Origin of the sequence: Ammoniphilus resinae (assembly GCF_017873965.1) — a bacterium.
In the GTDB taxonomy this organism is placed as follows: domain Bacteria; phylum Bacillota; class Bacilli; order Aneurinibacillales; family RAOX-1; genus Ammoniphilus_A; species Ammoniphilus_A resinae.
The window spans coordinates 238,310-264,837 of the sequence record NZ_JAGGKT010000002.1 but is presented as its reverse complement, the minus strand read 5'-3'; the positions used below and the strand labels follow the sequence as shown (position 1 = coordinate 264,837).

General features: G+C 42.2%; 21 protein-coding genes and 1 other annotated feature. Of the genes, 3 read left to right on the top strand and 18 right to left on the bottom strand.

Translation table 11 applies throughout. The features are described from left to right. Nucleotides 1–7 precede the first annotated feature (7 nt). A complete protein-coding gene (gene pstA / locus J2Z37_RS05285; RefSeq protein ID WP_209809183.1) occupies nt 8–892 on the bottom strand; it encodes a phosphate ABC transporter permease PstA in 885 nt (294 codons plus the stop codon). A gap of 1 nt (nt 893) precedes the next feature. Then, nucleotides 894–1,775: a phosphate ABC transporter permease subunit PstC gene (pstC, locus tag J2Z37_RS05280; protein ID WP_245203588.1), complete on the bottom strand. Its 882-nt coding sequence runs from the start codon at nt 1,773–1,775 to the stop codon at nt 894–896. A gap of 244 nt (nt 1,776–2,019) precedes the next feature. Here pstC and J2Z37_RS05275 point away from each other — a divergent pair, with 244 nt between their 5' ends. Further along, nucleotides 2,020–2,442: a MarR family winged helix-turn-helix transcriptional regulator gene (locus tag J2Z37_RS05275; RefSeq protein ID WP_209809181.1), complete on the top strand. Its 423-nt coding sequence runs from the start codon at nt 2,020–2,022 to the stop codon at nt 2,440–2,442. 84 nt (nt 2,443–2,526) lie between these two features. Here J2Z37_RS05275 and J2Z37_RS05270 read toward each other — a convergent pair whose 3' ends face one another. The 15 genes from J2Z37_RS05270 to J2Z37_RS05200 all read right to left on the bottom strand — a co-directional run bounded on the left by J2Z37_RS05270 (nt 2,527) and on the right by J2Z37_RS05200 (nt 21,936). Further along, the gene (locus tag J2Z37_RS05270; RefSeq protein WP_209809180.1) at nt 2,527–3,213 is read right to left on the bottom strand and encodes a DNA alkylation repair protein; all 687 of its coding nucleotides are present in this window, start codon (nt 3,211–3,213) and stop codon (nt 2,527–2,529) included. Between the two features lie 15 nt (nt 3,214–3,228). After that, complete coding sequence (locus J2Z37_RS05265; RefSeq protein WP_245203618.1) at nt 3,229–4,449, bottom strand: ATP-binding protein; 1,221 nt, start codon at nt 4,447–4,449, stop codon at nt 3,229–3,231. A 159-nt stretch (nt 4,450–4,608) separates the two neighbouring features. After that, nucleotides 4,609–5,421, bottom strand: a complete 813-nt coding sequence (locus J2Z37_RS05260) for an undecaprenyl-diphosphate phosphatase (RefSeq protein WP_209809178.1) — start codon at nt 5,419–5,421, stop codon at nt 4,609–4,611. A 93-nt stretch (nt 5,422–5,514) separates the two neighbouring features. Next, nucleotides 5,515–6,669, bottom strand: coding sequence for a Ger(x)C family spore germination protein (locus J2Z37_RS05255; protein WP_209809177.1), 1,155 nt, complete (start codon nt 6,667–6,669; stop codon nt 5,515–5,517). Then, the gene (locus J2Z37_RS05250) at nt 6,670–7,776 is read right to left on the bottom strand and encodes a GerAB/ArcD/ProY family transporter (RefSeq protein WP_209809176.1); all 1,107 of its coding nucleotides are present in this window, start codon (nt 7,774–7,776) and stop codon (nt 6,670–6,672) included. It abuts the gene before it with no gap. Between the two features lie 16 nt (nt 7,777–7,792). After that, on the bottom strand, nt 7,793–8,893 hold the full coding sequence (locus J2Z37_RS05245; RefSeq protein WP_209809175.1) for a GerAB/ArcD/ProY family transporter: 1,101 nt from the start codon (nt 8,891–8,893) through the stop codon (nt 7,793–7,795). Nucleotides 8,894–8,920: 27 nt separating this feature from the next. Then, nucleotides 8,921–10,465, bottom strand: a complete 1,545-nt coding sequence (locus J2Z37_RS05240; RefSeq protein WP_209809174.1) for a spore germination protein — start codon at nt 10,463–10,465, stop codon at nt 8,921–8,923. A gap of 151 nt (nt 10,466–10,616) precedes the next feature. After that, a complete protein-coding gene (locus J2Z37_RS05235) occupies nt 10,617–11,663 on the bottom strand; it encodes a lactonase family protein (RefSeq protein WP_209809173.1) in 1,047 nt (348 codons plus the stop codon). A 90-nt stretch (nt 11,664–11,753) separates the two neighbouring features. Further along, entirely contained in the window at nt 11,754–13,091 is a 1,338-nt protein-coding gene (locus J2Z37_RS05230) for a sodium-dependent transporter (protein WP_209809172.1), read from the bottom strand. A 54-nt stretch (nt 13,092–13,145) separates the two neighbouring features. Next, nucleotides 13,146–14,324 (bottom strand): iron-containing alcohol dehydrogenase, encoded by a 1,179-nt coding sequence (locus J2Z37_RS05225; RefSeq protein WP_209809171.1) that lies wholly within the window; start codon nt 14,322–14,324, stop codon nt 13,146–13,148. 61 nt (nt 14,325–14,385) lie between these two features. Continuing rightward, nucleotides 14,386–15,579 (bottom strand): MFS transporter, encoded by a 1,194-nt coding sequence (locus J2Z37_RS05220; protein WP_209809170.1) that lies wholly within the window; start codon nt 15,577–15,579, stop codon nt 14,386–14,388. 380 nt (nt 15,580–15,959) lie between these two features. Further along, the gene (locus J2Z37_RS05215; RefSeq protein WP_209809169.1) at nt 15,960–17,018 is read right to left on the bottom strand and encodes a TRAP transporter substrate-binding protein; all 1,059 of its coding nucleotides are present in this window, start codon (nt 17,016–17,018) and stop codon (nt 15,960–15,962) included. 23 nt (nt 17,019–17,041) lie between these two features. After that, entirely contained in the window at nt 17,042–18,028 is a 987-nt protein-coding gene (locus tag J2Z37_RS05210; protein ID WP_209809168.1) for a zinc-dependent alcohol dehydrogenase, read from the bottom strand. Between the two features lie 200 nt (nt 18,029–18,228). Further along, nucleotides 18,229–19,821 (bottom strand): copper resistance CopC/CopD family protein, encoded by a 1,593-nt coding sequence (locus J2Z37_RS05205; RefSeq protein WP_209809167.1) that lies wholly within the window; start codon nt 19,819–19,821, stop codon nt 18,229–18,231. 252 nt (nt 19,822–20,073) lie between these two features. Next, nucleotides 20,074–21,936: a family 20 glycosylhydrolase gene (locus J2Z37_RS05200; protein WP_209809166.1), complete on the bottom strand. Its 1,863-nt coding sequence runs from the start codon at nt 21,934–21,936 to the stop codon at nt 20,074–20,076. 114 nt (nt 21,937–22,050) lie between these two features. Here J2Z37_RS05200 and ytxJ point away from each other — a divergent pair, with 114 nt between their 5' ends. Beyond that, nucleotides 22,051–22,401 (top strand): bacillithiol system redox-active protein YtxJ, encoded by a 351-nt coding sequence (gene ytxJ / locus J2Z37_RS05195; protein ID WP_209809165.1) that lies wholly within the window; start codon nt 22,051–22,053, stop codon nt 22,399–22,401. A 147-nt stretch (nt 22,402–22,548) separates the two neighbouring features. Here ytxJ and htpG read toward each other — a convergent pair whose 3' ends face one another. After that, nucleotides 22,549–24,429 (bottom strand): molecular chaperone HtpG, encoded by a 1,881-nt coding sequence (gene htpG, locus J2Z37_RS05190; RefSeq protein ID WP_209809164.1) that lies wholly within the window; start codon nt 24,427–24,429, stop codon nt 22,549–22,551. Nucleotides 24,430–24,694: 265 nt separating this feature from the next. After that, nucleotides 24,695–24,917, top strand: a binding site (T-box leader). A gap of 189 nt (nt 24,918–25,106) precedes the next feature. Between htpG and thrS the strand changes: the two genes are divergently transcribed. Then, on the top strand, nt 25,107–26,312 hold the full coding sequence (thrS, locus tag J2Z37_RS05185) for a threonine--tRNA ligase (RefSeq protein WP_209809163.1): 1,206 nt from the start codon (nt 25,107–25,109) through the stop codon (nt 26,310–26,312). The last annotated feature ends 216 nt before the right edge of the window (nt 26,313–26,528 follow it).

Here is a 26,528-nt window from a genome sequence, read left to right as displayed (position 1 = left end):
TCCCTCCTTAAGAAGCTGTTAATCGCTTATAAATCCAGCGACCAAACCAACGGGCAAACAGGTTGAAGAATAAAACGGTCAAGACAAGAATGGCTGAAGCCCCATCGGCCACCGCTCTGGCATCCGGAATGAGCCCTTCACTGTTGACCTTCCAGATATGGACTGCCAACGTTTCCGCAGGTCGGAAAGGATTGAGCGGTGAAACTGGTGTGGTGAAGCTCCAATCAGAGAAATTGAGATCAGGTGAAGACATCCCGGCGGTAAAAAGAAGAGCAGCCGCTTCTCCAAAGATCCTTCCAGATGCGAGAATCGTCCCTGTAATAATGCCTGGCAAGGCAACGGGCAATAATACTTTGCGAATGGTTGTCCAGTGGGAAATTCCCATCGCAAGACTGGCTTCTTTTTGTTCTCTAGGTACACTGCGAAGGGATTCTTCCACGACCCTAACGAGCAACGGCAGGTTGAAAACAGTCAAAGCGCAAGCACCAGAAAGAATCGAAAATCCCCAGCCCATGACGTTTACGAACACCATCAGCCCAAACAGTCCAACCACAATGGAAGGAAGGGATGATAGGACTTCGATACTTAGACGGATGGCATCCGTCACTTTGTTTTTTGGAGCGTATTCAGCAAGATAAATTCCTCCACCGAGTCCTAGTGGGATCGTGATGATTAGGGTCAGAACGAGTAAATAAAGAGAATTGAATAGTTGTGGTCCGATCCCTCCCCCTGCTTTCATCGTCTCAGGTGGACTGGTAATAAACTGTAGATCTATCCGTTGAAACCCGTGGTAAAGGATATAAGCAAGTAATCCGAATAAAACGGAAACAATGAGAAAGGCTATAGTATATAAAACAAATGTCGCGATGCGATCGGTTGTTTTTGGATTCATATTACATCTGTCCCTTTCGTCCAACATAGCGGATCAATAAAATAAATACGAACGTCATTAAAAGTAATAGCAATCCCATCGACCATAGTGCATTGTTATAGGCTGATCCGGCAATGGTATTCCCCATGTTTAGTGTAATCGCACTGGTTAAGGTATTAGCCGGTTCCAGCAGTGATTTCGGGACCAATGGGGTGTTACCGATGACCATTTGCACCGCCAATGCCTCCCCAAACGCTCTGGCCATACCCATAATAATGGCCATTAACAGTCCAGGCAGGGATGAACGTAGGATGATAATTTTCCAGATGGTCTGCCATCTCGTGGCGCCTAAAGCGAGAGAAGCTTCTTTTAAATCACGTGGAACCCTCCGTATGGCATCTGTAGAAAGGCTTGTCACAGTCGGCAAAATCATGACGGTTAAAACCAAGATTCCAGCCAAGAGACTAAATCCTAGTCCGCCCACATTATTTCTTAGGAATGGCACAATCACACTTAAACCAACAAATCCATAGACAACAGATGGGATTCCAACCAGTAGCTCAACGACAGGTTGCAAAATCTTCTGCCCCCACCCCGGCTGAATCTCGACCATAAAAATGGCCGCCCCAATTCCCAGTGGCGCTGCTAACAGCGCTGCACCTACTGTTACAAGAAAGGAACCCATAATAAAAGGCAAAGCCCCAAATTTCCCAGGATCCGCATCCGGGTTCCAGGTGGTGCCTGTCAAAAATTCAGTTAAACTTACTCCGTTAAGGAAAAACGTAGATAAGCCTTTGGAGGCAATAAAATAGACAATGGATAGCGTAATCAGTATTAAGATGGCCGCGCAGAACAAGGTAATCCCTCGTCCAAAACCTTCCGTTCTCCAATTTCTTTGTCTCAATGGAATAACCCCTTCTTTATTTGTTTGTCTTTTGAGTGGTGTAAAGCTTACGTACAATACTATACATGCCGTATGTAAATGAATTGTTGAGCTTATGTTAAGAAAATGTAAAGATATGTTGAATGTGTTTACTATCTAGGACAAGTTGCCAATAACAAAAAATTTCCCGTTATCTCTCTCATGGCTTCCATGTTTCCCGATATGGTATGATAAGGTAAGAAAAGGATAACTGTGAGGTTAAAAAATGGACAAACTGGCTTTGGAAACGATTGAGCTTGAACTAGCAATCCTCATTCGACGGGTGACGTCGATTTCCACACAAAAAAAAATCGGTAAACTGGACCGTTCCGCTTATCTCCTATTACATCAAATCACATCACATGGATCATCTGGGGTGAAAGCTTTGGCAGATGAATTTCATTTGGATATTTCTACTGTGAGCAGACAAGCCGCTGCCCTCGAACAAAAAGGTTATGTGGAGCGTATTCCTAATCCGATGGACGGAAGAGCCTATGCCCTGCAAATCACAGAACTAGGATTAAGGGAATTTAAAGCATATAAGCAGGCTCGCTTTGAAAGAATATCGGAGCTTTTAAAAGAGTGGCCGGAGGAAGAACGAAAAATCTTTGGGGAGCTTTTGAAAAAATTCAACCGCACGTTTGTATAATAGGTGCAGATCGACGTATGAAGGACATTTCGTATGGCTTCAGGCTCGATAATTGTCCTTCATAACATGGTCCAGACTTAAAAGTCATTTTTTCCGTTTCATACTGCGGATTATTTTTTTTGTTTCCTCGTCCACGCGATAGGACTCTGTTATTTTTTGCAAAGCTTTGTTATAGGTGAAATCATCCAGTGTATTGCTTGTTAAGTAGGCCATCGTAGGTTTCGGTAACTTCACGTAACAGATGGATATAGCCCATGCGACCGCCATTTTTACGTAATATCCCTCATGTCTGGCGGTGTCTAGGCATTTTAAAACTTGGTCTATGTAATCTTCGTTAATGTAATAGTCAAGAAGCATGACAACTCCAAAACGCTGCTCATATTCCTTCTCAGAAGTCAGATAAGGCTGCAAGAATTCCCATACGCGTTCCATGTTCAATTTAGTGAATTTTAGCCCTGTACAAAAGCTATCACAAACCGACCAATTATCAATTTTCGGGATAAACTCTGCTACATAATGAAGGATTTCTTCAACATCTGTTTTCACATACCCGATGACTAACCCCTGCAGCATAACCTCCTCAAAATACTGACATTCGGCCTGTTCAAGATAAGCTCGCCAGTCACCTTTAGCTATTCCCTTGGCACATTTGCGAAGTTGCGGCATTCGAACACCTATAATATTGTCTATATTTGGCACCAATGCTGCGGAAAATTTTTGATAGTCTTGATCTGCCCAATCGAATAATTGCTCCCTAATCGTTTTCTCCATGTTACTTCTCCAGTTTTAATAGGATTTAGGAAAGATAAATATAAATTCCGTGCCCTTCCCTATTTTGCTTTTAATATCGATCTTCCCGTTCATCTTCTTAATTATAACGAATGAGAGCATGGTACCAAGACCTGTCCCCTTCTCTTTCGTTGAGTAATAGGGTGTTCCAAGTCTCTTGACTTGCTCCGGACTCATTCCGACTCCCGTATCGCTAATACTTAGGACAACGTTCCTGTTTACCTGATTTGCCTTGATTTCCAACATTCCCCCATTCTGCATCGCTTCAATAGCATTTTTGCCGATATTGATTAAGGCCTGGCGAAATTTATAACGATCACCCATGATGTGCAGGTCGGGATCCACCGAAAATACCAAATGCATTTTAATATTATAATAGTTGGCATAGGTCTGAAGCACACTGGATAAGTAACTTATTTCCTCGTTCACATTAATATTTTCAATCACTTCTGGGTCCGGTTTTGCAATGGAGAGATAATCAGTGATGATGAGTTCTGCGCGATTTAGCTCTTCGAGGCATATTTTCTGATAATATTCCCTTTTTTCCTTGTCTATATCTGGCTCCCCTAATAATTGAATAAATCCTTTCACGGTTGTGAGCGGGTTTCTGATTTCGTGAGCAACAGAAGCGGCCATTTCACTCACCGTTTTAATTCGTTCGCTTTTATATACTTCGTCTTGCAGATGAAAATATTTATTTAAAGTTTCCATGAAGTACACAAATACACCAATAATGATCGCCTGAGTAACATAGGTTTGCAGTGACCCTGTTAAGCTTTCCGCAAGGATTTCAAGGTTCTGAATCATGATAAAATAGAATGTGAATGTCATTAATTTCATCATTGTACATAGTACTACAGATACGATTGTTTTTTGGTATAACCGTAAGGTACTATACTTTTTCGATGTATAAAGAACCATAAATAAACTAGGCAGGACCGCAAGGATATAGAATAGGTTGTTAGGATTTCCTAAAATAAAACGATATAAACCGAGGGTTATAAACAATAGAACCGAAACGGTTGCTCCGCCGTACAGGGAACCAATAATAATCGGGATGGAACGAAAATCATAGATTAACCCGTTCAGGTTTAAAGGAAATAACATGGTTGTAAATAAGGCCAACGAGAAAAGGATGTATACGAGAATTTGAAACAATGGTCTGTTGTTTTTCGCTCTGTACACATAAGGATAAAACACTAATGGGGAAAAGATCATAAAAATGTTGACCAAAAAGTCCTTGAAATTGACTAACATAGATTTCCTCCATGTCTATATCATGTTTCAATTAAATTTCGACAGATTTCCATTTTTTCCTGCAATATGAATTGAAAAGACGAAAGACAGACCGACTAAAATAGCCGGTCTGTGGATACATCAAGTTGACAGAAATACCAGTACAAGTCCCCCTACCAAAAAACAATAATATGAAAAATATTTCAGATTCCCAGTTGCCATGATGTTCATAAACCATTTCAACGATACATAGGTGGCTATGATCGAGGCTAAGAGGGCCAATAAATAGCCGAGCCAAATTTCTGAAAGGTTCTTTTCCATTAGTGTGTCTACCGAGAGAATCATCGTTCCTAAGCTAATAGGAATATAAAGCAAAAAGGAAAAACGTAAGGCGGTTTCCTGTTTCATGCCAAGCAGCATCGCTGCGACAATCGTTGCTCCCGATCGGCTAATGCCTGGGATCAACGCAACCGCTTGGGCAAGACCTACGATGACAGCATCCTTAACAGTAAGTTGGCCGTCATTTTTACTCCCACGCCGATTGCGAATGATCCAAAGAGCGATCCCGGTGATGATTAAAGTCACCCCAATCATCCAGATTTGGTCCAGTTTTTCATCGATAAAATCCGCAAACAAAAGACCAAGGACACCAGCAGGGATCGTTCCAATTAATAGATAAAGGATGAAGTCAAAATCCTCCTTTAGCCCCTCTTCCTTCTTGAAAAGATAACCGAGCCCATTTCGAATGAATCGTAGAATATCCTCACGATAAATAATCAGTACAGCGATTAAAGAACCGAAATTGACTAGGATCAAAAAATCCAAACCAATACTCAAATCTATGAACTTTTGCAGAATGACCAGGTGCCCGCTTGATGAAACAGGGATGGGCTCAGTAAAACCCTGGAATAAACCTAAGAATATGTATTTTAGAAGATTCCCTAATTCTTGCATGACATAAACTCCCCCATATTTTGGTTATTATTTGATTTTAGTATAAAGGTAAGTAAAAATACATAAAAAATAACCCTCGAATCTTCGAGGGTGTCATTCTATTACGCCGGTACGAACGAGCGTCATCTCTACTTTCAAGTTAAGCTTGGCATCTCGGTACATTTCATACCATTTATCACGGGTGAGGTTGGAATGTCTGACAGAGGATCGGTAGATCTCGCCAAAACCGATGGGGTCTGTCTCCAGTTTTTGCAATTTGGCAATCACTTTGTTGCCCTCATTCATCATGGCTTGGCTGATCGCCTTTTCAATTTTATGGATGATCTCTGGTTTGCTTAAATCGACAACTTCGGAAACTTCCTGTAGTCTTCCAGTGATTTTTATCTCTGTATTGATTTGCGGTCTGTTTTTATCAACTAGCTTGAATGTTGAGCTGCTGGATAATGTATCAAGGACAAGAAAAATGGGATCGTTTCCCCTTTTTTTCTGGCTTACCTTCATGTATTTTCCCAGGACTTCACGTGGAATGGAAATTTCAATACTTCCCGCCTGGAATCGATCTCGTAGAAGCTTGACATAGAAAACTTCCTTGGTGGGAATCACGCCGACCATTCGATCCTGTTGGAATAAAGCTGCCCCACTTATCACTAATTCATTTCCTTCTTTTCCCCGCTGCTCCAGATATGGAAGAATAGTATCGCGTCCGACGCTGGAATAATCATGCATGAAATCGTGCAGAGTTGGAGAAATCATCGATTCTCCTTCAATATTTTGGCTGATCGTTTGGTACATATAGGTTCCTATATTGCCAAATTCCGGGTACCGATGTTTTAAAATATCATGCGCTCTTCCCTTGCTTATGGCCAAAAACACCCTCGCCCCAATGGTCGGGTCACGGGCCAATGTATCTACTAAATTAATAATCCCTTCTTTGGCAAGCTGTTCACTGTATAAAGTGACCCGGAGCTGTCCGGATACTGCCTTTTTTGCCATTTCCAAGTTGCTTTTGTCCCGTGTTCCTTTACTGGTGTAAGCTGTGCTCGCAACGATCTGAACACTTTCCGAAGCCATAGGATCAAATTGATGCAATACATTGGTTCCGAGGAGCCGATCCTTATCAACGCGGTCATACCCGATAACAACAGACAGCCCCATTTTGTCTAAAATCTTTTGCTGTGCGCAGCCTGTTATCACCAGGGTCGCGGAAATAAATAGACTAAGCCCCGCGGCACCGATCCTTCTTTTCATTTATTTCACCTCTTTCCTCTGCTTGCGGGTTCGAATCAGAACGATGAAGTAGAGAATTACTGGATAGACAAAGACTAAATATAAGGATAGCTGCCCCGCCCATTCCCCTAAGAATTTAATCTGCAGGTTTGTTTTCAACAGGAGGCAAATGGCAAGGACGAGAGCTGCTGATAGATAAACGGACCTTCTTTGGTTCCAGTGGAAAACCTTTTTCATTCCCCGTGTAGCTGCCCATAAATATAGTAGTAGATTTGGGACGATGACCAACAACCACAGAGAGACAGTTACGTATTCAAATCGTTCTAAAAAAGGAATTTGAACGATTTTAAACAAAGATAGGCTCGGCCAGACCGTTTTCTTGATCTGCCCTTCGCTAAAGAAGGCAATGGAAAGGACCAATACCAGACAATAAATAAGGGTGGTATACAGTACTCCCATTTGTGTATAACGTCCTGCCTTTTTCTTTTCCTTGAGGTATGGATAGACAAAGTAAATGATTTCAAAGCCAACGACGGTAAATGCCATTTGTTTGGCCCCTATGATCAATTCCTGGAAGTTTGCTTCCATTACTGGAGATAAGGATCGCCAATCGGCATAAGGTAAGTTATAGGCAAGAAAAAACAACAGTGCAATTGAAAAAAGATAACTCAGGATGCAAACACCAACGATGATCCGAATTCCCCCAAGTACCCCATACACGGTCAGGAGCAAAACGGAACTAGATAATAACCAGGTGGGTATTTCTGGAAAAAGCCAGGTTTGGACCACTTCAATATAGGACCGAAGGACCAAGGTCCCTAGCAGGAGTAGGTATGCCATGTAAAGAATGCTTAATAAGTTCCCGATCCATTTCCCTAGAGCATGTTGATGGATTTCGTATAAATCAGCCGATTCGTACTTGGCCAATGTACGAATCATAAACCAGACCACAACATGGATAACCCCCCCTGTGATCAGAACGGAAATCCAGGCATCATGATGGGCAACCTGAACTACTTTTCTCTGAAATTGAAGAATTCCCATTCCAATCTGTGATTCGATGATTACCCAAAAAAGAAAAAAGGTACTAAAAACTTGGTGTTCACCTGGTTTCCCTATGCTCTTCACCTCCTTCCCCCCCTTTTTAAATTTTACGTTTGAGCCATTTGCGGAACCAGGCAATGATAAAGAGAATAAATGGATACACGTAGACAATATAAAAAGAAAATTTACCGCTAAAGTCATTTAGTGCATTGATTTTTAACCTGGTGTTCAAGAATATGGAGACACCAAAGAGGACGATGGTAAAAAGATAAAGGGCGTGCTTTTGCTTCCACTGAAAAATTCGTTTCATCCCCCGTGTGGCTGCCCAGGTGTACAAAAGCAGGTTGGGCATGATGGCTAAGATCCATAAAGAGATCCCAACGAATTCAAACCGTTCTAGGAAGGGGAGCTGAATGACATTGAACATCATAAAGGTTGTCCAGATCGCTTGCAGGATTTGATCCTCACTGTAGTAGATCGTAGATACAATCATAATTAACAGATAACAGCAGGTAGTTAGGAGTAACCCTAAATGGGTATAACGGCCTGCCTTCTCTTTTTCCTTAAGGAAGGGGAAGATAAAATAAAGGATTTCAAATCCGACAATAGTCAGAGTCATTTCTTTTGCGCCTTTTAACAGTTGAATCATGCTAGCTTCCATTACCGGGCTAAGATAGATCCATTCAGCGTATTGATAAGGATATATCAGCAGAAGAAGCATCCAAATGGTAAAGAACAAACTGAGAAAACAGAAGCCGACAATCACCCGAATGCCTCCCGATACTCCATAAACCATTAAAAAGAGCAGGAGGACAGCGAACAGCCAGGCAGGCGCATCTGGAAACATCCAAGTCTGCACCACTTCAATGTAATTGCGCAAGACAATTAGTGCACCCATCAACAAAAAGGCAATATAAAGAGAACTGAAAATTCGTCCTAGCCACTTCCCGTAAACGTCTTCGTGTATCCCATAGAGATCGGTTGATCCATAGAGATCTAACGTCTTCAGCATCACCCAGGCGACCAAATGAGTGGAAATTCCAGCGATGATCACGGAGATCCAGGAGTCATGTCCCGCCTCCCTAAAGATGATCCGTTGAAAACCCATGACCCCTATCCCCACCTGGTTTCCAACAATCACAAAAAGTAAAAGATAGCTGCTAAATAATAGATTTGCCTTAGGTTTTACGGTGATCTCCATAATGTGCGCTCCTGATTGGTTTCCAGCCTATTCGTCTATATCTTTTTTCTGCTTTGCCCTTTTTGCATTGAATTTCCCTTTATCCTCTGCCCGAGTAAGAACCATTCGCTTAGAAAAAAAGGGGAATGGCATGCGGACCACACTATTTTGTAAATCGCGCAAGCGGATGGGATAAAACGGTTCCAAATAAGGGCTTCCAAGACTGGATTGTCTTAGCAGGTGGATTAAAAGAAAACAAAATCCGAACATAATCCCAAATCCACCCCAAATCCCAGCAAGGAGAATCATCGGAAATCGAATGATACGGATCGTAGTCCCCATCATATAACTTGGTGTGGTAAATGAGGATAACGCTCCAAGGGCTACAATAATAATCAAGATATTGCTCGTAAACCCGGCTTGCACGGCTGCTTGCCCAATAACAATACCGCCTACGATACCCATCGTTTGTCCTACTTTGGTAGGAAGCCGTGCTCCTGCTTCACGCAAAAATTCGATGATCAATTCCAGTAATAATGCCTCGAATAACGGCGGAAAAGGTACTTTCGCTCGCGACTGGGCAAGCGGAACGAGCAGGGCACTGGGAATGACTTCATAGTGGAAGGTCAAGGACGCCACATAAACTGGTGTAAAAAAAATGGATAAGAACATCGCGATCATCCGCAGCATACGGACAAAGGTTGCCATATTCCAACGTACATAATAGTCTTCTGATGTCTGAAAAAATTCGATGAAAGTGCTTGGACAGACAATTGCATAAGGGCTTCCGTCTACAAGGACAGCCAATTTCCCTTCCAACAAAAAGGCACTGACCCGATCAGGCCGTTCTGTTAACATCATTTGGGGAAAAACACTCATTGAATTATCCTCAATGAGTTGGACCAACATTGAACTGTCGATTAATTGGTCGAGTTCTAATTCAGTAATCCGCTGTCTTAAGGTATTTACATTTTGTTCTGAGGCCACTCCTTCTATATACAGCATGGAGACCTTTGTTCGAGTGATTTTCCCAACTTCTAAATTTTCATTATGGAGTTTCGGACTAGCGATATATTTTCGGATCAATCCGGTATTCGTTGCCAATGATTCATTAAAGGAGACTTGTGGACCGAATACATGGGATTCGTTCTCGGGTGTAGTTAAACCCCTTTCCTTCATCCCAAAGGTATTGATTAAAAGAGCGTTCGTCTTCCCCTCAATATGAAGTAATGTCCACCCATTGTGCAAAGTTTGAATGACCTGATCCAAGCTTTCAGTTACCTGTACTTCCCCTATGGGAAGGCTCGCTTCTATTTCCTCCAGGCTTGGAGATGGGGCCTGTAAATTTTGTAAGACAGACAATATAGATTTTTGTATAATTTTGCGATCTGTTAAGGTTGAGAAATAAAAAAGGGTAAGTTCTTTCCCAGGGTGTTGCAGGGATTTAATCACCAGGTCTGTATCATCTTGCAGTACGGATTTAATCACCATTTCCATTTCTTTTTTCGATGAGGGAATGTATTTTAGATCCGGGGATGATTCGCTGGATTGCTTGTTTTGGGAGACTCCCCGCTTTTTACGAAAGAAGAACATGTAGAAACACCCCTCGATTGGATTACAGGTTTTTCTTTACGGTTCCCAATTTCATGGTATAACTTGCATGTTTATCCAAGGATTGATACGGGGAGGGTTGGACTTCCGTTGGAATTCCTGTATCAAAAAATGAATAGCGGAGACCATTCCGCTATTCATCAGTGCTCGGCAAAAATTTTACACAAACAGGGTCTGGTACGGAAACGTCTGAATGAAGTCTGGTTAATTTCCCTGTTTCTGAATCCCTTGCAAAAAGGACGAGGTTGTTGGAGTTCTGATTGGAGGCGACAATAAATTTTTCTGAAGGATCAAGGGCAAAATCTCTCGGCCAATCTCCTTCCGTTGAAACGTGTTCGAGCCATTGTAATTCCCCCGTTTCTGGGTGAACACGAAAAACGGCGATGCTGTTATGTCCACGGTTTGCAGTGTATAGAAATTGGCCGTCTTTTGACATATGAATCGCACTTGCCTGGTTGTTTTCCTGAAAATCATCGGGAATGGCTGAGAGTATTTGAAACGGAACGAACTTTCCGTCCTCTGCTTTATAGTGTAACGCGATGATCTCTGAACTTAATTCCGTAAGGAGATAGGCATATTTTTCATTCGGATGGAAAGCCAAATGCCGCGGCCCACTGCCGGGACGAACAGCTAAACGATGCACGCTGGTTAATTTTCCGTCTTCGCCAACCTGATAGGTATTTAATTGGTCACTTCCTAATTCTGCAACCACAAGAAATTTTTCATCTGGAGTCAGGGCAGCAAAATGGGTATGTGGCTTCTCTTGTCGAGGGTCTGGACCTGACCCTTCGTGGTGTGCAACGTCAGCACGCGGCTGGATCTGCCCGTCTTTAATCAAATAAGATTCCACGGTACCCTTATGATAATTCGCGCTGAATAAAAATTGATTTTGGACATCTGCACTCAGATGACAAGGCGGCGAACCGGGGGTTACCTGGCGATTCAATGGTGTCAGTTCTCCGGATTTTCGGTCCACGGAAAAAGAAGCTACACCCCCGCTCTCTCCTTCTTTCACCACGGAATATAGATTATTCTGGCCAACATGAAGGTAGGTAGGGTTGTCTAATGTTGCTGCAACTTTTAGCTCAGAGATAATTGCCTTTTTCGTATCAAGCGTAAAAGAGTAAATTCCTTCACTCTCCCCTTTTGTATAAGTCCCGACATAGCCAATATATTTCATAAACTGATGCTCCTTTTTAGATCCTGTTATGCTTCTTGAATCCGTATTATATACAAAAAAAGTCCCATCGGCAAAGCCGAATGGAACCTCTTAAATCACATTGAGCACGTCCAAAAAAACGATGATAATCGCGATCGGTGTAATATAGCGAAGAAGCAAGAGCCACAAAGCAAAGAAGCGTCTTCCGTTTTTTGACCCAGCGGTGATTTCTTCAAGCAGTACTTCCCGTTTCATCTTTAGTGGAACAAAGATCGCAATGAGCAGTGCGCCAAGCGGGAGGAGGATGTTACTAACTAAGTAATCTGCAACATCAAAAATAATCTTTCCAAAAATCGTGGCATCACTCCAAATTCCATAGGACAGGGCTGATGGAATCCCCAAAAGGAAAATGAACATCCCGGTAAGCCAAGTGATTTTCTTTCTTTTTGCTCGATCCCCTTTTGTTAGAGAGGCGACCGTAATTTCCACTAAGGAAAAAGACGAAGTTAGTGTCGCAAAAAGGAAGAGCACCAGGAAAACAGTGAGAAAGACACCACCCAGTGGGAGTTTGGCAAATACAGATGGCAACACGATAAACAACAGCCCTGGTCCTGCTGCGGGTTCCAATCCAAGTGAAAAGACAGCCGGGAAGATAGCAAGCCCCGCCAATAGTGAAATCAGCAGATTCAAACCGACGATCGTCAACGCAGAACGCGGCAAGCTTTCGCTTTTGGCAAGATATGAACTGTATGTCACCATAACAGACACACCTACGCTTAAGGAAAAGAAAGATTGTCCCATCGCATATAAGATGGATTCCGAAGTTAGTTTCCCAAAGTCAGGATACAGGAAAAAGGTGACGCCTTTCATTGCCCCCTCTAATGTTAGGGATCGAAAAATTAAGATCACAAATAAAATGAATAGAGCTGGCATCATGTATTTATTGGCTTTTTCAATTCCTTCCTGAACCCCGCGCGCTACAACGAGAATCGTTAACAAAAGAAAAATAAATTGTGCGCCAACAGCCATCCAGGGATCGGAAATCATCTGTTGAAACAACTGATCATATTGGGTACCTTGTACTAGTAAACCGCCCAAACTATGCAATAGGTAGAGAACGATCCACCCTCCTACTACACTATAGAAGGAAAGCAATATACAGCTTGTAGCAATACCAAGATATCCTAGCCAATGCCAGTGTGAATGAGGGGCGATTGTTTTATATGCGGTGATGGCATTCTGCTGAGTACTTCGCCCGATTACGAATTCAGCCAGTAATAGCGGTAACCCAACCAATAGGGTGAATACCAAAAATATAATAAAAAAGGCTCCCCCGCCGCTTGTGCCTGCTACATAGGGGAATTTCCAGATGGCCCCGAGCCCAATCGCTGAACCAGCAGCGGCGAGAATAAAGCCTAGTTTTGAAGTCCATTGTTCTGTTTGATTCATCTTGTTGCTCCTCATGTTGAAAGTTTACAGAAATTGATTATATCACATCATTGCTCATAGACTGAAATCATAATCATAACAAACCTGGTAAAGTTGAACGATTTCTTCCTGCGAGGGAATCCGTGGGTTATTCCCAGGACTACCGCTGGCGAGAGCGTCGGCGGCCATCTTGTTTATAACCTGTAGGAAATTTTCCTTGTCAATTCCCCAGGTCTTCATATTTGGTATATGTAAATCCTGGCAAAGGTTCTTCACTTCCAAAATCACGATATCCGCCAGCTCTTGATTGGATAGTTTTTTCCATTCTGGTTTAATTAGACTGCCGATCTCTGCCAGTTTCTCTACTGCGGACTCCTTGGTATATTCGAGAACAGCGGGCAGAAGCATCGCATTCGATACACCGTGTGGAACATGGAAAAGCGCACCAACTGGGCGAGACATCCCGTGAACGAGTGTTACCGAGGCATTAGAGAATGCAGCCCCTGCAAGCATGGAAGCCAATGACATATGACCTCGGGCATCGAGATCGTCAGGTTGGTTATAAGCAAAACGTAAATTTCCCATGATCAATTCAATTGATTTTAAGGCCAGTGTGTCCGTTACAGGTTGTGATCGTCTGGAAATGTAAGCCTCGATCGCGTGGCATAATGCATCTACTCCCGTTGCCGCAGTCACCGAGGGCGGGCAGGAAATGGTGAGCAGTGGATCAACGATCGCTACACGTGGCAGTAATTCTGGTTGGGAAATCATCATTTTAACTTCCGTTATCGTATCGGTAATGACTGTTACTTTTGTCGCTTCAGAGCCTGTCCCTGCTGTAGTGGGTACGGCAATCAGTGGGAGTGGTTTTTCCGTGAACAATTTTTTGTTTCCGACGTAATCATTGAGCTTGCCTTCGTTCGTCATCATCACCGCTACGGCTTTCCCCGTGTCGATGCAACTCCCTCCGCCTACTGCAACTATTACATCACATGCTTCCTTCTGGCATAGTGTCAAGGCTTCCTCAACATGAAGATCCGTTGGTTCAGTGTCCACGCCTAGATATTTCGCATAGGAAATACCCTCTTTCTGTAGAAGTGCCTCGGTTTGTGCGACATTCCCTATTTTATCCATGATCGGATCGCTGATCAGCAGTACCTTTTTTCCTAACAAGCTTGCTTGTTTGCCTAGTTCTTGAAAAGAGCCATCCCCATATAGAATTTGGTTTGGTACTAATAGTTGGTAAAATGACATTGGGTCCCCTCCGTTTGAAGATTCTTCCTTTTCATTTTACCATATTATTTTAAAAATTTTATCAGGACGCCTTTTGATTGGATTCTCTATTTTTACCCTGTATGAGATGATAGCTGTATACGAGCAGATAAATGACCATTAAGACCACCGAAATGCGGTACATCATCGCGTAACTGGTATATCTGGCGACAATTCCTAAAAGCATCGCACCGACCCCGATTCCGAGATCAAATCCGGAGAAAAAGGTCCCATTGGCTACACCCCGCCGCTGCGGAGATACACGGTTAATGGTCCAGGCTTGTAAAGAAGGCTGAATGGCGCCAAACCCGATGCCATAAAAAACAGAGGCAGCGATAAGTGTACCAACGGTTGTGGTATAAGAAAGCAGAATCAATCCAGTGATGGTAAAAAAGGCCCCAGGATATAACACCCACTTATGCCCTCTACGGTCAAACAGTTTCCCAGCTACCGGTCGAACAATCATTACCATTAAGGCATTAAATAAAAAGAACCAACCTACGTTTTTGATTCCTACATCTGCTCCGAACAAGGTAATAAAACTGACAATCCCGCCATAGGTGACACCTAAGAGCAAGACCAGAAGAGAGGGAAACAGTGCTTTTTGATCAACAAGCCCTTCCCAAAATGAGGATTTGACTACTTGTTCATTTTTAATTGGCGGCTCTTGGTATGGGACCCATAAGAAAATGATAATCGACAGCAAACCGAAAATAGTGGCAATCAAAAATAGGACGCCAAAACCAAATTCATTCATGACCCAGATTCCCACCATGGGGGCAAGTGCCATAGCAAGGGTGCTGGATAAACCGTAATACCCCATTCCTTCCCCACGCCGTTCTGCGGGGATAATATCAGAAATCATCGTTCCAAGCGTCGTCGTTGCCATTCCCCATCCGATTCCATGGATAAATCGCACAGCAAGAATTAGAAAAACGGTGGCAAACCAATAATATCCTGCAACCGAGAGCACAAAAATGATCATCCCGATGGTCAGGATTTTCCTGCGGCCGATCGTGTCCAACCCTTTTCCCGCAAAAGGACGAGTTAATAAGGCAGATATTGTAAAGATGCCAATGACCAGACCAATAGCTAATTCATCGCCCCCATTCTCCTCCACATAAACCGGCAGCGTAGGAATCAACATCTGGAAGCTCAAAAATAAAAATAAATTGGAAATTGTGATCCCAATGAATTCTTTGGTCCATAACGAAACATGAGCTGATTTGCTAGTCATAAAATGATCCCCCTTCCTTCACTCAGAATACGGGAGTAAGCATAGATGGTCAAGGTGGTAGTTATGTTCAGTGAAAAGCTAACATAATGTTTGTTTTGTTAACTGTAATTTGTATAGGGGCAGAAATTTACAGCGCTTCCTTCTAACCCATGGACTGATTTTAGCGGAAAAATTTTCCGTTAACTTTTAAGTTTAGGGTTTGAAAGTTAAGATAACGGAAAAAATTTCCGCTATTAAATTTTGAAGTCGTTTGCAATAACTAAAGGATTCCCTATAACGGAAAAAAACTCCGTTATTTGTCCCATTTCGATCCAATCACCTAGAATAACGGAAACTTTTTCCGCTAAACAAAAAAGGAGCCAAAATGTGGCCCCTTCCTTTTATTTATTCGCTTCTAGCAGTTTGTTAACCAGATCTTCACCAAACGTGGGTGCGTACTTTTTGTAGATTGGCTGCAGTTTTTCAACAAACTTTTGTTTTTCTTCCGAACTAAGCTCGGTAACAACCATGCCTTCTTTTTTCAGGAAGTCTATGGCTTCCACACTTTCTTTCTGGTTTAATTCACGTTGATATGTTTGCGCTTCAGCAGCCGCCTTCTTCACGATTTCTTTTTCTTCATCCGTCAAAGTGTCCCAGAATTTCTTGCTTAGCATGAATACACTGGCATTATAAACGTGACCAGTTGTTGTTAAGTATTTTTGCACTTCGTAAAATTTAGCGGTAGTTACGTTTCCTGCCGGGTTTTCCTGTCCATCAACAACGCGTTGCTCCAGTGCTGTGAAAAGTTCAGTATATGGAATAGGTGTCGGTGTTGCACCTAATTCCTTCCACATATCGATGTGAAGATTATTTTCTAGGGTTCGAATCTTCAATCCCGAGATATCATCTACGCTTTTCACTTCTCTTGTGTTATTGGTCAAGTGTCTGAATCCATTCTCCCAGTAGTTCAAACCAATAACCCCAACGGCTGGTAATTGATCTAATAATTCTTGTCCAATTGGACCATCGAGAACTTTATAAGCAGTTACTTCATCTTTAAATAAGAATGGAAGATCAAATACGTTAAAGCTTTCCACCGTTGTGGCAATTGGTCCTGTGGACATCGTGGAGCCTTGGATCGTACCGATTTTCAAGGCGTCGAATACAGCGAGGTCCCCACCGAGCTGTCCGTCCGGATAGACTTCGGCTTTGATTGCCCCGTTGGTTTCTTTTTCAACGATTTCTCCAAATTTAACAAGTCCCTGTGTGAGGGAGCGATCTTTAGAGGTTACAACAGAGAGCTTCATTACCTTAACATCTGTTGGTGCTGCAGCAGCTTCTGGGTTCTCCTTCGTGTCAGATGGTTCCTCCGCCTTTGGTGCTGGAGTAGTGGAATTCGATGAACAGCCAACAAGTGCAAGCAAACAGCCAGTAACGAGTACATTAACAATCTTTTTCATTTCTTTATCCCCTATTTATATATTTATTTATTGAAATCAAATAGTATTTTTCCGTAGTTTCCTGAGAGAGCCATGTCATATGCCGCCTGGTATTTAGCTAATGGCAGGATTTTAGAAACTATCGGTCCTACGTTAAAGGAAGGATCTCGTAAATATTCGATAGTTTGCTCGAAATCTGCAGGAAAATTATAAATAATCGTCCCGTGCAATGTGAGTTCCCCTCGCACCACGCGCATGACGGGTAAATTGGCTTCAGGAGCGAAACCAATAAGAATCATATCGCCACCGGCTTTCACCAGTTCGATCCCTTGTTCGACTGTGATTTTTGTCCCAGCGGCTTCAATCACCACATCAAAACACTCACCTTGAACCTCATCAGGTTGTAACGCCCGAATGTCCCCTAAGCTTTTGACAAGCTCCAATTTCGCTGGGTTAATATCAATTGCTGTAACTTTGGCACCCATATGATGGGTCAATGCTGCTGCGAGCATTCCTTCATTCCCGCAACCGAATATCGCAACGGTCGTGTCTTTTTCAATCTTGACCTTTTTCAAGGCATGGACCACCACAGCAAAGGGCTCAATTAACACGGCACGTTCAAACGGAAGGTCTTCTGGAATGGGCAATACATATTTGGACGATATCACCATTTGCTCCGAAAAACCGCCATTGATATTGACTCCCAATGATTGCTTATGCTGGCAAATGTTTGTTTTTCCTTTGAGACACCATTCACATTCACCACAGTAGGTGTTGGGCAGTATAACAACCCTCGTTCCAACCGTATAGGAAGCTGTTTCACCAGCTTCAATAATGGTTCCTACTAATTCATGACCCGGCCGAAGTGGATAGGCAGCATGTGCAAGTTTTCCTTGATAGACTCGTAGATCCGATCCGCAAATACCGCCATAACGAAACTGGATTTTTACTTCATCGCCTGTTGGCGTCGTCAAATCCTCAACATCTCGTAATTCCATTTCGTTTGGACGATTTAAATACAATTCCAACATGAAAACCACCGCCTCTGTTATTCTTAGAAGTCTTTATCCCAATCTATCTCATGTCACTAGTTTAAACATCCTTTATTTATTTTACAAGAAAAACTTTAGTCGTTTAAAGGAAAGCAACATCAACGCGTTAGGGATTTGAGCCAAAAAAGTAATGACCCTTATGGAGCAAGTCCAAATTCGAGTCATTACTGTTAGCAATTTTAGTTATTTTTTTTAACTGGATAAATCGTCATGTCTTTTTTGAATACCGTCCAATTATCGTCTTGATCCATTACCTTGACCTCCACATCCCATGTCCCAGAGATAGAAAGAAATGGACCAACACTTGAATAAGAATATCTGTCTGAATCTGCTTTACTTTGTGCCAAATGTTTCAAGGGGACGGAAATCGGAGCGATGTTTTGATCGCCACGATGAATTAGATGTAGTTCGATATTTTTGACTGACTTTCCTTTTAGTGTCGTTACCGAAATGTTAAATGTATTATTAACCCCTGGGTTATTTGGCGTAATCTCCATGTCCATCGCTACCGCCTGTCTTTCTCTCCATATAAGTGGGTCATTCGATGGGATGGGGCTGGCATCTGTCAAAACAGCGACAAGAAAAATGATTATCGTTAGGATTCGGTAATCCCATTTCAGCCAACCATTAAGTTTTCCTTCCTCTTTCGATGACATTCCTTTGCGAATGTTCGCTGCGACGAAAATAACCAGAAGAACCAATATGCTTTTTGCAAGAATTAAAATTCCCCAGTTCGTATGCAGTAAAAAGGAAGGGGTTGGAATAAAGATAAAGGTCATGATTAGACCACTGACAATCAGAGTGACGATACTCCAAAATGCCAGTCTAGACAGTTGTTGTAAATAAGCCGCCCGTTCTTTTCCAAGTTCCTTGCCCCAGAAAAGAAGATACAGCAATCCACCAACCCAGATGGAAGCGGCACCTATATGGACGATATCGAAAATGACAGAAAGCCATATTGGCTCGAAAGTGACAGCGTGTCCGCTAATTCCCTCCGCAATCAATAAAAGAGTCGCAAAGGTTAAGTCAAACCCCTTATTCTTCCCTAAGAGAAAACTTGCCAAGATCAATAAAATAAAAGCCCCTAACCAGGCAAGACCAAAGGCCGTTTGAAAAAAGGCCAGCAAGGCTTCATCCCCAAACTCCTCTAACACATTTGAGAATTGAATGAAACCAATTAGAATTAAGAAGGAGAAATAGGTTCTCCTGGTATACTTGAGCCACTTATCAAAGTGATCTAGGCTTTCCTTGTCGCGGATAGGATAAAAGTATTTCCACCAAATAAAACCGCATAAAGCTAGGAATGAAAGATAGTAAAACACCTTAAAAACAGCCAATAAAGGCCCGGCGTGTTTCGTTGAATCGATATAGCGATAAGAGTCATATTGATCCCCCACGCTACCTACTGATAAAAGATATGCTTCACTAATCGGATGTCCGTCCGCAGAAATAACCTGATAAGAAACGGTATAACCGCCGTCCTTTAATGACGGGAGACCAAGACTAATTTCTGTTTGATCCTGATTCATTTTCGTTTCCTGATCCGTCACAGGTTTGCCTTGCCCATCAAACACATGAATGTAATATAGCCCCTTTTCTAGCCGCTCATTAAATTTTAAGCGAATTTCTGAAGGAGACTGATCGGTATGGCTATTTTTAGACGGATAGGATTCAAGTAAGGCGGAATGTGCAAACGTAACACTGGGCTGAACTAATAGGAAAAAAAGGACCATCATGCTCAAAGGCAAGGTCCATCTTATAAGGTTTCTCATCATAAACACCCTCTAAAGCTTTTTTTCTAGTGTAAAGGGTGCTGGACGAATGTGCAGTGATAGTTTTCACAGGGGCTGTTTGGTTGGCTTCTAAAATAACTGAAAAGAATTCCGCTATTCCTTCCGGTTGTTGGTATCAAGGGACCGCTCAAAAGGGAAAAATCCCCAACATACGACATTATAACATAAAGGTTGCCAAACCCAGCTCGTGTATCCGTCTTCCCTGCCGCCGGCAGGTCCTAATCATTAATCTCAGCCATAATCTGTGCCTATTTTTACTAGGGTTTCAGGCTGGCGAGGGGTTGGAGGAACAAATGATTTGAAGAGGTTTTCCACCCGAAACAGATATTTTTGCGTAAAAGCTCGGATATACTCATTTGCCCAACGTTGTCCAACGATATCCACTAAAGCGGGATGAAGCTCAGAAGCAAAATTTAAGATATGATCTTTTAGTTCTTCGGTCCTGTCAGACATCCGCCAACGTTCCCAATCTGGAAACAATTCTTCCTCAACTCGATACAAGCGTGCTTCCAAGAGTTCCAATTTACGGGAAAAAAATTGTTCTTCTGAGCGCCATTTCCACATGAGATCCAGCAAGCTTAAAAAGTTTCCGGAGAGACTCCCAGATACGGCATATCTACGATCAAACCAAGTTGATTTGTACGGCAATCCCTTTTCAAAGCGTTTGAGCCATTTTGGAAAATCATGATTGGTTCCACCAAGGAAAACCTGATCAAAGCGTTGATTAAAATCGTCCTTTTGGATCCCCTTAGTATTCCAAAAATGCTCTCCAGCAGCTAAGGCCCCATACCATCCTAAGTCAAACGGTTCAATAAGTGGTTTTAAGGTGCCATATCTTCCCCACGAGGTTGCGATGACACCCGGGAGCGCAAGACGATTTGCAGTAAAACCCCAATCCTTTACATTTCGGTATCTTTGTTTGAAGTTTGGACAAGATGAATCCATCCCGGAGGCCCCACGCATAGCCGCTCCCCCTATGACCTGAAATCCTAGCGATTGCAGGTACCGAATCCAATCCGTATTTAAGGGATTTCCACAGGTTTGATAATCCCAATAATGAATGATGCAGGATCGGTCAAGTCGCTCGATCTCTTCTCGATTTTCCATGCGACGCAGGACATCATCCCAAATGATTGGTCGTTTTCCGGTATCCTTTACCAGTTGTACTACTTTATTCATATGATCAATGTAAAGCCGAGCTGCCCCATGTTTTGCTGCGATATCCGCACAATCTGTGCAACCCCCAAGATACCACGCTTCATCTCCGCCGATGTGGATCCATGGGCTGTTGGGGTGTGCCTCTGCTACCTCCTCAATCAACTCACCGATAAGTTGAAAAACGTACTCTTGACTTGAACAAAACTGTGTAATTTCCCCGTTTTCTCGAAGAAGAGCATAATGGGGATTTTGCAGGATATACTCCACATGTCCGATTGACTGAACCAATGGGATTATAGTTATAAAATGATCCCTTGCAAGCTGTTGAAGTTCCTCTATTTCGTGAGTTGTATAGGCATCAGGCCCCACAATTTCGGGCTGCCGTATATAAGGAAAGGTAGCTTCATACTCGAATAAAACCAAGTTGATTTTATAATGACTCCATTCTTTGATAGTCTTTTTTAGTCCTTCATATCCGGGACGCTCTCCTTTTGAATCCACATGGACTCCCCGCCATAGAAGATCAGACCAGTCTATTATTTTTTGTTCATACCATTTATTTTGTATGATTATTTGCTTCAAGGTTTGTAGTGCATAGAATAATCCAGCCAACGAAGCTGAGTAGGCAAAGATCCCTTCCCTTTGAACATGTAGAAAATAGGCATCTTGTTTGTCGTATGGAATCTGGTTATCCTCTCTCGTTTGTTGCATGCCAATCGGATCTTCAAGGGTACCAAGCCAAAATGTATAGATTTGATCATCTGACCCTCGATTTTTTTTGATAAATGAAGTGTCCCACTTTTCCTTAGCCAATTGCAGCACTTCATTTACCGCGGTGGTTAGTTCCTTTGGGAATTGAATATATCGCCACAGATGTGGCACAAATTCATCTCCTGTTTTGTTGACCGATTTTGGTGCTGGTAAAAGCCAATTCATTTTCTCCTCCAGGTTGTATAAGAATCCCTTAATTGAATGATCAATATTTGTTATATATCATAACATAGCCTATACTTAAGAAGGAGAGGTTTTGGAAGGAAAGGAATGGTTTCGATGGCAGAGTGGAAAGAGATTCATACGCTTGATGAATGGTCGGAAGTGATTAAGACATCAGATCAAGACCCTGTTTTACTTTTGAAGCATAGTACTACCTGTCCGATCAGTGCAAATGCTTGGCAAGAATGTCAAAGATTTGTGGCCGATGATGCTGTGCCCAATGTCAATTATGTAATTGTAAAAGTCATTGAGTCGCGGCCGGTATCGAATCAAATTGCTGATGAATTGGCAGTGAAACATGAATCACCCCAGCTCATTTTAATAAATCATCGAAAAGCAGTTTGGAACACTTCCCATTGGTCCATCACAGGCGATAATATAGGGACTGCGTTATCAAATATTAAGTAAATTTAGCGAGATACGAAAAATAGCGGAAAGAATTTCCGCTATTCACTCTTTACATGCCGCTCGCTTCTGTTCCGAAAATAGGACTAGGGAAATGATAGATTAACGTAAAAAAGCCCCAGGTTTTAAGCCTGAGACTTTTCAAATGAATTACACCATAATCTTGCAAATATCATTGGTGAAATCAACGGGATCCTCGATCGGTAATCCTTCGATAAGAAGAGCCTGGTTATACAAAAGATTGGTGTATAAATTTAATTTATCTTTATCCTTTTCAAAAGTTGCCTTGAGGGATTGGAATACTCCGTGGTCGGTGTTGATTTCTAGAATCTTATTCGCTTTAACATCCTGATTTCCAGGCATGGATTTGAGGATTTTTTCCATTTCGATCGTTACTTCTCCTTCGGTTGATAAACAAACGGGATGGGTTTTTAACCGATTGGAGACCCTCACATCCGTTACCTTGCCGGATAAAATATTTTTCATATACTCGAAAAGGTCTTTGTTTTCATTCTGCTCAGCTTCGGTCTTCGCTTTATTTTCGTCAGCATCAATCCCGAGGTCACCGCTTGAAACTGATTTGAACTCCTTTTCTTTATAGTTCATCAACATTTTGATCGCGAACTCATCGATATCTTCGGTGAAATATAAAATTTCATACCCTTTTTCGGCAACAAGTTCGGTCTGCGGCATTTTATCAATTCTTTCGATCGATTCCCCTGAGGCATAATAAATGTACTTTTGTTCTTCCGGCATGCTAGAAACATATTCGTCAAGGGTAACCAATTTCTTCTCTTTCGAGGAGTAGAACATCAAGAGGTCCTGCAAACCATCCTTGTTGCTGCCATAATCACTGTAGACCCCATATTTTAATTGTCGGCCAAAGGATTTATAGAAGGTTTCATACTTTTCACGTTCATCCTTTAACATGCTTTGCAATTGGCTGGTGATTTTGTTTTTAATGTTTTTGGCGATCTGTTTTAATTGGCGATCCTGCTGCAAGATCTCTCTAGAAATGTTGAGCGATAAATCTTCCGAGTCTACCATCCCTTTGACAAAACTATAGTAATCAGGAACCAAGTCAGCACACTTGTTCATGATTAATACGCCATTTGAGTAAAGCTCTAAGCCTTTTTCAAATTCTTTTGTGTAGTAATCGAATGGAATATTCTCCGGAATATATAAAATCGCGTTGTACCTTACAGCCCCATCCACACTGATATGGATATGCTTGAGTGGTTTGTCGAAACCATAATGTTTTTCTGCATAAAAGTTTTCGTAGTCTTCAGTCGTCAGTTCGCTCTTGTTTTTTCTCCAAATCGGAACCATGCTGTTAATGACTTGTTCTTCCTTGTAATCCTCAAATTCATTGTCACTTCCCTCTTTTAAGCGATGGTTGGTAACATCCATCTTAATTGGGTAGCGAATGAAGTCTGAATACTTTTTAATAATCGCTTTTAAACGGTATTCGTCAAGGTATTCATCATAGTTTTCTTCTTCGGTGTTCTCTTTGATTTTGAGGATAATTTCAGTGCCGATCGAATCCTTATCGTACGGTTCAATGGTGTAACCATCGGTTCCAGTGGATTCCCATTTGTAGGCCTGATCATTGCCTAAAGCCTTGGTAATCACAGTGACCACATCTGCCACCATAAAAGCGGAATAAAACCCTACCCCGAATTGACCGATAATATCATGACCATCCTTCGCTTCATTTTCTTTTTTAAAGGCCAGAGATCCACTCTTGGCTATCACACCAAGGTTATTCTCAAGCTCGTCCTGGGTCATTCCAATTCCGGTATCCAGTATTTTTAGCGTTCTGTTTTCTTTGTCAGCGATCACCTTTATGTAGTAGCTGTCTTTATCAAAAGTTAATGAATCGTCCGTTAAGGCCTTGTAATAAATTTTATCGATGGCATCACTCGCGTTTGATATCAGTTCTCTTAAAAAGATCTCTTTCTGCGAGTAGATGGAGTTAATCATCATTTCCAGTAGTCTTTTTGATTCTGCTTGAAATTGCTTCTTTTCCATGAAAATGCTCCTTTCCATATGGCTGATAAAAGAGTTCTATTAGGTAATGGTGTTGGCACTCATCGTGTGTGAGTGCTAACATCTATTTTAATATAGATTGTTGCTGATTAAAAGTCTGTTCCTTAATTTTTGAGACTGCCTTTTGCTTGTTAGATAAAAAGGAGCGGTAAAGATTTCTGGTGTAAATACCATATACCCGTTCCTCCTTTTTTGATTTTCCTTGTTGACTTTGTTGAAGGCCTATACTAAAATTACGATCAATATATAATGAGCTATGAGAAGGACATGAATCATTCTTGTTTTCTTGTTCAGAGAACAGGGTCATTGGCTGCGAACCCTGAGGAAAACGGAATGATTTACCACCTTTGAGCTATTATGGGGAAATGTTGAAACAAATTATCCATGATCGGTCAATCCGTTATCTTGCCAAGCATAAAACTTTTGTTTTATGGAATTAGGGTGGTACCACGACCGCACTCGTCCCTTATTTTGGGATGTGTGCGGTTTTTTGTATATGGAGAATTGATTCAGCAGATTATCTATAATCGGTCAATCCGTTATCTTGTCGAGCACAAAACGATTGTTTTGTTGAATTAGGGTGGTACCACGACCGCACTCGTCCCTTCTATTGGGATGTGTGCGGTTTTTTTTTTAGAAAACAAGGAGGCAGAATCAGAATGGAAGCAGAAAAATTTAGTCACTGCAAATTAGGTCAGGAATTGGAGTTGTTTATTTCAATGGAGGAGGCGCCGGGGATGCCGTTCTTCTTGCCCAATGGGATGGTCATTCGCAATGAGCTTGAGAGTCTCTGGAGACGTAAACACCTGGAAGCAGGTTATTCGGAGATCAAAACTCCGATTATGATGAAGCAAGATCTATGGGAAAAATCGGGTCACTGGGATCATTATCATGAGAATATGTATTTTTCCCACGTGGATGATCAGAATTATGCAATTAAACCGATGAATTGTCCTGGGGCGATCCTAATATTTAATAGCAAACGCAGAAGTTACCGGGAATTACCGATCCGCTTTGCCGAACTGGGGTTGGTTCACCGTCATGAACTCTCTGGGTCACTGAATGGATTGTTAAGAGTTCGTTCTTTTACACAGGATGATGCGCATTTATTCGTTCGTCCGGAGCAAATTGAATCGGAGATTGAAAAGATCCTAGATTTAATTGATGATCTGTATTCACATTTTGGCTTTCGATATAAAGTGGAACTTTCTACTCGGCCGGAAAAGTATATGGGATCTTTGCAAATATGGGAACAGGCTGAGGCGTCGCTAGAGTCAGTCTTAAAGACCAAAGGGTTAGACTACCAAATCAATCCTGGTGACGGAGCCTTTTATGGACCGAAAATAGACTTTCATATTTTGGATTCTCTTGGACGAAGCTGGCAGTGCGGAACAGTTCAACTAGACTTTCAAATGCTGGAAAAGTTTAATTGTTCGTATGTGGGCGAAGATGACCAGCCGCATCAACCGGTCATGATTCATCGGGCTATCTTTGGTTCCGTAGAGCGGTTTATGGCGATCTTAATCGAACATTATGGCGGGGAATTTCCCTTATGGCTATCCCCTGTTCAAGCTAAAATCCTCCCGATCGCCGATTCCCATACTGCTTATGCAAATCAGGTAAGAGCTCGATTACAATCAGCGGGAATACGGGTTGAAGCCGATAACAGGGCGGAAAAGGTCGGCCTGAAAATAAGAGACGCAGAAAAGCAGAAGATCCCTTATATGCTTGTGATTGGAGATAAGGAGATGGAAAATCAGAGCTTGGCGGTAAGAAAACGGAAAGAGGGAAACCAAGGTGTGATGAAGGTTGAGAAAGTGGTTGCTGGGCTCCATGAAGAGATAGCCAAGGGCAGAAAGTCATAGCATAGCTTGGGGGCGCGGACAGGATCGAGACAGGTCCCTGTGTTTTTCTGTTCACCCTGTCTCAAATACGCCTGATTTGAGACAGGTCCCTTTATTTTTTCGCTCACCCTGTCCCTAATCCCCCGATTCGTAAAACACATGTTTTACGTCCTCTCGGTTCGAATCAAATCGGAGCCCTACCTCCAATAACCACCTACCAGCTGGATCCTACTAAGA

Bases quoted from the DNA above. Each gene is read 5' to 3' on its own strand.
- J2Z37_RS05260 (WP_209809178.1), bottom strand. From the start codon at position 5,421: ATGCAAGAATTAGGGAATCTTCTAAAATACATATTCTTAGGTTTATTC.
- J2Z37_RS05215 (WP_209809169.1), bottom strand. From the start codon at position 17,018: ATGAAAAAGATTGTTAATGTACTCGTTACTGGCTGTTTGCTTGCACTT.
- J2Z37_RS05225 (WP_209809171.1), bottom strand. From the start codon at position 14,324: ATGTCATTTTACCAACTATTAGTACCAAACCAAATTCTATATGGGGAT.
- J2Z37_RS05230 (WP_209809172.1), bottom strand. From the start codon at position 13,091: ATGAATCAAACAGAACAATGGACTTCAAAACTAGGCTTTATTCTCGCC.
- J2Z37_RS05205 (WP_209809167.1), bottom strand. From the start codon at position 19,821: ATGAGAAACCTTATAAGATGGACCTTGCCTTTGAGCATGATGGTCCTT.
- ytxJ (WP_209809165.1), top strand. From the start codon at position 22,051: ATGGCAGAGTGGAAAGAGATTCATACGCTTGATGAATGGTCGGAAGTG.
- J2Z37_RS05235 (WP_209809173.1), bottom strand. From the start codon at position 11,663: ATGAAATATATTGGCTATGTCGGGACTTATACAAAAGGGGAGAGTGAA.
- J2Z37_RS05255 (WP_209809177.1), bottom strand. From the start codon at position 6,669: ATGAAAAGAAGGATCGGTGCCGCGGGGCTTAGTCTATTTATTTCCGCG.
- htpG (WP_209809164.1), bottom strand. From the start codon at position 24,429: ATGGAAAAGAAGCAATTTCAAGCAGAATCAAAAAGACTACTGGAAATG.
- J2Z37_RS05220 (WP_209809170.1), bottom strand. From the start codon at position 15,579: ATGACTAGCAAATCAGCTCATGTTTCGTTATGGACCAAAGAATTCATT.
- J2Z37_RS05265 (WP_245203618.1), bottom strand. From the start codon at position 4,449: ATGATCTTTTCCCCATTAGTGTTTTATCCTTATGTGTACAGAGCGAAA.
- J2Z37_RS05210 (WP_209809168.1), bottom strand. From the start codon at position 18,028: ATGTTGGAATTGTATTTAAATCGTCCAAACGAAATGGAATTACGAGAT.
- J2Z37_RS05200 (WP_209809166.1), bottom strand. From the start codon at position 21,936: ATGAATTGGCTTTTACCAGCACCAAAATCGGTCAACAAAACAGGAGAT.
- J2Z37_RS05245 (WP_209809175.1), bottom strand. From the start codon at position 8,893: ATGGAGATCACCGTAAAACCTAAGGCAAATCTATTATTTAGCAGCTAT.
- J2Z37_RS05270 (WP_209809180.1), bottom strand. From the start codon at position 3,213: ATGGAGAAAACGATTAGGGAGCAATTATTCGATTGGGCAGATCAAGAC.
- J2Z37_RS05240 (WP_209809174.1), bottom strand. From the start codon at position 10,465: ATGTTCTTCTTTCGTAAAAAGCGGGGAGTCTCCCAAAACAAGCAATCC.
- pstA (WP_209809183.1), bottom strand. From the start codon at position 892: ATGAATCCAAAAACAACCGATCGCATCGCGACATTTGTTTTATATACT.
- thrS (WP_209809163.1), top strand. From the start codon at position 25,107: ATGGAAGCAGAAAAATTTAGTCACTGCAAATTAGGTCAGGAATTGGAG.
- J2Z37_RS05275 (WP_209809181.1), top strand. From the start codon at position 2,020: ATGGACAAACTGGCTTTGGAAACGATTGAGCTTGAACTAGCAATCCTC.